This window comes from Flavobacteriales bacterium (genome assembly GCA_021296215.1).
GTDB lineage: Bacteria > Bacteroidota > Bacteroidia > Flavobacteriales > ECT2AJA-044 > ECT2AJA-044.
Genome location: JAGWBA010000097.1, coordinates 1 through 5,950 on the forward strand (window position 1 = coordinate 1; position 5,950 = coordinate 5,950).

The 5,950-nt window shown below is 49.5% G+C and carries 4 protein-coding genes; all 4 read right to left on the reverse strand.

The features are described 5' to 3' along the window. Positions 1 to 1,220 (reverse strand): SBBP repeat-containing protein (locus J4F31_11620; GenBank protein ID MCE2497205.1); only part of this gene is annotated, 1,220 nt, incomplete at its 3' end. A 282-nt stretch (positions 1,221 to 1,502) separates the two neighbouring features. Further along, positions 1,503 to 2,465, reverse strand: coding sequence for an MBL fold metallo-hydrolase (locus J4F31_11625; GenBank protein ID MCE2497206.1), 963 nt, complete (start codon positions 2,463 to 2,465; stop codon positions 1,503 to 1,505). A gap of 605 nt (positions 2,466 to 3,070) precedes the next feature. Continuing rightward, a complete protein-coding gene (locus tag J4F31_11630) occupies positions 3,071 to 4,504 on the reverse strand; it encodes a beta-lactamase family protein (GenBank protein MCE2497207.1) in 1,434 nt (477 codons plus the stop codon). Positions 4,505 to 4,793: 289 nt separating this feature from the next. Next, positions 4,794 to 5,855 carry a hypothetical protein gene (locus J4F31_11635; GenBank protein ID MCE2497208.1) on the reverse strand — a complete coding sequence of 354 codons (1,062 nt, stop codon included), beginning with the start codon at positions 5,853 to 5,855 and terminating at the stop codon, positions 4,794 to 4,796. Between the last annotated feature and the right edge of the window lie 95 nt (positions 5,856 to 5,950).

The window sequence follows — 5,950 nt, forward strand, 5'->3', positions numbered from 1 at the left end:
GCCAATGCTTCTACCCAAAGGTGGTTTGTGTCCAAATTTTCATTATTAATCGTGAGCCATACCTTGTAACTCTCCAAGCCAAAATCCACAACCCCTTGAAAAAAACCCGTTGTATAAACATTCCCGGCACTATCAACCGTGGTGGAGATTCCACTATCCGGGGAAGGGTTTCCGAAGGTTTTTGCCCAAAGGAAATTCCCCGAGGCGTCCATTTTCTGAATGAACACATCATAGCCTCCAACCGCACTCAAGTTGGCTGTTCCGGCTCCTGGGTCAAAATCTACAGTCCCTTGAAAAGCACCCGTCGTATAAACATTCCCCGAATCATCTACGGCGATGGAACGTGCTAGCTCATTCAAAGTTCCACCAAAGGATTTTGCCCACACCATGTTCCCTGAAGTGTCCATTTTCTGAATAAATATATCTTGGCTTCCGACAGCGGACAGGTTGGTCGTACCAGCTCCCGGGTCAAAATCTACCGTGCCTCGAAAAATACCCGCCGTATATACATTACCGGACGTATCCACCATGATGGAGTTTCCGTTATCGGCAAGATTACTAACGAAGGTCTTTACCCAATCCAAATCCCCTAAGGGGTCCATTTTCAAAATGAAAATATCACGACCTCCAGACGAGGTTTGGTTGAATATTCCGGCTCCCGGGTCGAAATCTACCGTACCATGAAAGTGCCCCGTTGTATATATATTTCCGGCGGCATCTATACTGATAGAGCGCCCACCATCATCCCAGAATCCACCGAAAGCCTTTGCCCATTCGAAAACCCCAGAGGCGTGCATTTTCTGAATGAAAATATCACTGCCTCCATTAGCGGTCAGGTTGGCTGTCCCGACCCCCGGGTCAAAATCTGCCGTACCTCGAAAATGACCTATGGTATAAACATCCCCAGAGGCATCTAGAGTAATGTTGCGTCCAAAATCATCAGCAGCTCCACCGAAAGCCTGTGCCCAAAGGAAACTCCCCGATGCGTCCATTTTCAGAATGAAAATATCACTACCTCCAGAAGCAGTCAAGAGGGCCGTTCCGGGTCCAGGGTCAAAATCTACCGTTCCTCGAAAATAACCCGTTGTATATACCTCCCCGAATGTATTTACAGTGATGCGGCACCCTAAATCATTAGAACCCGCCCCGAGGGCATTTGCCCAAACAAAATCCCGGGCATTTAACATGGTAAACGCTCCTAAGCAAGCTGCGATGATCATTGTTTTCATTATACTTTTTACATGACTGAGCGTTGGTTAATTTCCTAATAAGCAAATGGGTTCTTTCCTCGCTCTGTTTAGAGCGATTTCCCAAAGATCATATAAGGCTGTTACACCAGATAACCTGCTTAAAAGAGTTTTCAAATCCTTAAATAATCGAGCTTTATGGTGTTCTCTCCCTCGAGTACTGCTCCTTAAAGTAGTGAATATTAAGTCAATAAGCCGTTTTTTTTGGAAGCAGCTTAAAGTCTAGAGTCCAAAGCGTAGAGCCAAAGACGAGCGTCACAGTTCATACACCTCCCCTACCCGGGCAAACCCAAATCCGGCCTTCAACACCTCCTGTGCTTCTGGACTGTCTCGGTCTACGACCGGATTGGTATGATTGAAGTGAATGAAGACCACCTTTGCTTTTTGTTCCGCCGGGAGGTCCTTAAAGAGCTCCATGCTTTCGATGATGAAAGGGTGTGGAATTTGGGAGATGTCGCGGGTATTAATCTCTTCGCCGCTGTAGAAGGTAGCGTCCAAAAAGGCGTAATCGACCCGCTTGATTTCTTCGATGATATCCCGCTCCCACTTGCTCCACTTGTCGATATCAGGTATAAACAAGGCCGATTTGCCAGGCCCCTCAATGCGGTATCCCACGGTCTCTGAATATTCATCGCGGTGCGGAACCAAGATCGGCGTTATGGCCACCTGAGGAGTCAGCTCTACCGGCTGCTCGTGTATCAAATGCATCAGGGCTATGTTGTTCATGCTCACGAGCCGGCTCCAAGGGCCGTTCGTTTCCAAGTACTCCTGCATACGCGGCATGGCGTATACCGGAACCCTGTTGGCATTGGTAGCCTCTTTACCTAAATACATGAGTCCGGTGTAATGCCCAATATGCGCGTGGGTGAGGAAAATACCATCGACGAATTCACCGGGGTTCACCACATCGGGCCGCACCAAGGCCTTCATTTGTCGGCTCATATCGGGTGTGGCTTCAAATAAGTACTTCTTCCCTGCCCTATTATCGACCAGCCCCAAACTCACCACCATTCGATTGGGATCGGGGTTCTCAAACAATTCAGTACAGCACTCCTTCTTGCACGCAATGTGCGGAGCACCGGCGTCTTGCAGTGTGCCTAATACGGTCAAGTAAACTCCTTCCGGTTCGAACTTCGAAGTTGATTCGCTTTCCGAAGGGGTTTTTGCCCTGCAAGAGGAAAGGACTATGATTATACCGAGGATTAAGGTTCGATTCATTTTAGGAAGATACGAATCTGGCCGTAGGCCGGGTTCTTCGAAAAGCGAGTCCATTCCGGATGCGCCGAAGTTAATTCGCGCTTCGCGCGAGTCACATGAGGCTTATACTCTAATAGGAACACACTGGGCGTAGCCCGAATTCACATTGACTTGTCAATATTGGTTGATTACCCATTGCCCGGTCGCTCCCGTTTGCCGAAGAGAGTCCTGAGCGGAATTGCGTTTTGCGAAGCAAAAAAGAGCAAGAAGCGAAAGGGCGAACGGTCTTGCACTAGCAAGATCGGCCTAGTGGAGCTACTTGATTTTTTGGTTCGTTTTGCATCAAGGCAAGATGAACGAATAGAAGGGTTTTACTGGAAAAGGGAGCTGTTCATCGCGCCGTAGGCGCTTTTTATTCGCTTCGCGAGTCAATTTGCTACGAAAGTCAATTTCGGCTGCGCCGAAGTCCATTCCCGCTGCGCGCGAGTCAATATAGGTTCAACTCCGCTAGGAATTCACTTGGCGCTAGCCACATCCACTCTACGTCTTGGAATTATTTCACTTCTAGCGCGAAGCGCCACTTATAACACTTATAGCCCCGCTTGGGGCCACTTATATCAATGCTATCACTTCGTCCTCACTGCCTCATACCCCTGCACTTTCAGTGCGACCGCCGAGTCCCCTTCCATCACAAAGGTGAAGTCCTCGCCGATATCGGTCGTGAAAAAGGTATGGTCGCCCGAGGGAAGTAAGTCCCAAAAACGCCCTTCATCGGCCCAGTCGGCGGTTTGACGCAACCCGCGGTCATGGACTTCGAAGGTGCAGCTGCCAAAACCTTCAAAGTTGAAGGTACCAACGAAGCGTTGCAGCTCCTCTTCCGTTTGGGCTTTCATGGTTTTGACGATGGGTTCTACTCCCGGTAAGTCGTATTCCTCGGCCAGACTCAGGAGAATTTCTTGAAAAATGACGTTGTTATCGGAATTAACCATGATCACTAGGGCAAAAGGCTCTTTTTTCCAGGCGCGCATTTCGGAGCGGAACCCTTCATTAGCTCCACCGTGGCCGAAGAAATGCTTCATGCTACCGGGGCCAAGTCCGTGATCGCCATCGCCCGATTTCAGCATCTTTTTAACTGTCGCGTACTTCAGCAATCCGTCTTCTTTGGTCTGATATATCTTTTGAATTTCCCTGGGCCACTGGATCAGCTCCGACGGCGTAGTCCAGAGTCCGGCCGCGGCCATTTCCGGATACACGTGCCAGTTTCCTTCAACGGGTTCCCCACCGCTCCGGTAACCGGTCGCGGCCGCATCGTACCGATTTTGAGGAAGTGGTTGCTCGAAAGTGCTGGTGGACATTCCGAGTGGATCGAGCACATTTTTTCTCATGATATCGGGGAACGGCTCTCCTTCCATATCACTGATCATGAGTTGCATGATCGTATAGCCCCCGCCCGAATACTGCCAGCTTTCGCCGGGCTCTTTGTACACCAGTACGCTGTCCGAATTTCCGAGTCCATTCAGCACCTCTACCATTGAGAGAATGACCGAATCGCGGTGGTATCCTGCAAATCCCCACACGGTGAGTCCGGCGGAATGATTCATGATCCTTTTGGCCGTGACCTTTTCATCGGTAGTAAATTCGTTTTCGGGTACTTTCCAACTCGTAAGGTAATCGTTGACGTTGGCATCGAGGTCGAGCTTTCCGGCCTCCATGAGCTGGTGGGCTCTGGTTGCCGCCACCGGCTTGCTGATCGAGGCGGCCTGGAACAGCGTTTCGGTGGTTACTTTTCGGCCCGATGCGCTATCGGCCACCCCGTATGCCTTGGCCCATGCGATTTGCCCATCGTGCAAAACGGCCATACTGAGTCCGGCCACGTTAAAGGTCTTCATACGCTCTTCAATATTGTAATGCGGAACGGAGTCACCTTTGATCTGAAGGTTGGGTTGGAGGCCATTTTCGACCCGCGCAATGCGCGCTTCGATTGGGTCGGAATCTTTTTCGTTGGGTGCAGCACAGCTGATGAGCAGGCCTATTGGAAAAAGGAGAAGGAACTTGTTCATGTGTAGGGGAGAGTTGAATGCTTCGAAGGTAACGGAAAGTTTGCTTCGCAAGTACATTCGCTCCGCGAGTCAATCGGACATTGTACGTTCAGGTCGTACCGATCAGGTTCTACGAATCAGGCCTCGCTGTGCTCGATCAGTGGTTTTCGTGCTTTAAGATAAAGCTTCACCTGACTGTTCAACTTTTCCTGATTTCGGCAAATCCGAAACCCGATTGGCCACAGGCAAACCTGGTGCCATGCACCTGAGCGATTCCATGGCTCCTTATTCGTTCATTAACTTAAACCGCTTACCGCCGGGTTATTTCGAATACCTCTTCGCCATTGGATCGCCATAGGCCGTGAGGTCCGCCAAACCATATGAATCCGCGTTGGTCCCGAACTGCAAATAGTCTTAGGTCGAAGGAATTTCCCTGTGCATCTCGAACCACCTCGAAATGCTCCCCATCGAAAGTGGTCAAGGGCGAGGTGCCACTGCCTAGCCAAAGTAGGCCCTCGTTATCTTCGCAAACCGAGACCACGTTATTATGTTGTAGACCTTGGTCGGTTTTATAATAAGTCGTGAATTGCTCTCCGTCAAACAGGTCGAATCCACCCGCGAGATTCCCATGGGCCCCTATCCAGATTTTCCCTTCGTGATCGCTGTAAACCACGCGCACAAAATCATCACTCAACTCCTCTACGTAGTGTATAAACTCTTTTCCGTCGTACCGACTTACGCCTGCATGACTTAAAGAGCTAAACCAAATGTGGCCCCGGGGATCCTCGGTCATCGTTAATATTATATTGCGCTGCATTCCATCATCGTACACCATACCCGCGTCGGACAAGAATTGCTCGAAAATAGTTCCGTTGTAGCGATAAACCCCTGCTCCATTGGTTCCGAACCAAAGATTACCCTGGTGGTCTGCGTGGATAGACATCACTTCGTTTGGGTCTATCACCGGGTAAACCTGATTGAGCCATAGGCTCGAAGTATCGCTGTAAGGTATTTCGAGAAAGCCGAACTCAGTACCGTTAAACCAACAGGCCCCGCCGCGGGTGCCAAACCACATTTTTCCTTTATGGTCTTTGGAGATGGACGTAATTTCATTGTTGGCGAGTCCGTTGGCCTCGGTGTAATTCGTAAAGGTCTGACCATCAAATTTATAGACTCCACTACCGCGACTACCCAACCACAGGTTATCTTGATCATCGACGTATGCACAGAAAAAACCCGTATTCGGAAGATGTAAGTAAAGTGAATCGGAAATATTGCTGTGATCCGGTACGGCCTCGGAAGTCGCTGGCCGAGCACATGCGAGCGAAATTATGAACAGGGCAGGTACTAGAAAGAATTGAAATGGAGTCATAGAGATTGGTTTCCGAGAGTCTGTTCAGAAAAGTGTGTCACTTAACTTAGTGATATGAAAAAGCAAGAAATATCGAAAGCCGGCTTATAAGAGTT

Coding starts and splice junctions, on each gene's coding strand:
- J4F31_11625 (MCE2497206.1), bottom strand. CDS start 2,465: ATGAATCGAACCTTAATCCTCGGTATAATCATAGTCCTTTCCTCTTGC.
- J4F31_11635 (MCE2497208.1), bottom strand. CDS start 5,855: ATGACTCCATTTCAATTCTTTCTAGTACCTGCCCTGTTCATAATTTCG.
- J4F31_11630 (MCE2497207.1), bottom strand. CDS start 4,504: ATGAACAAGTTCCTTCTCCTTTTTCCAATAGGCCTGCTCATCAGCTGT.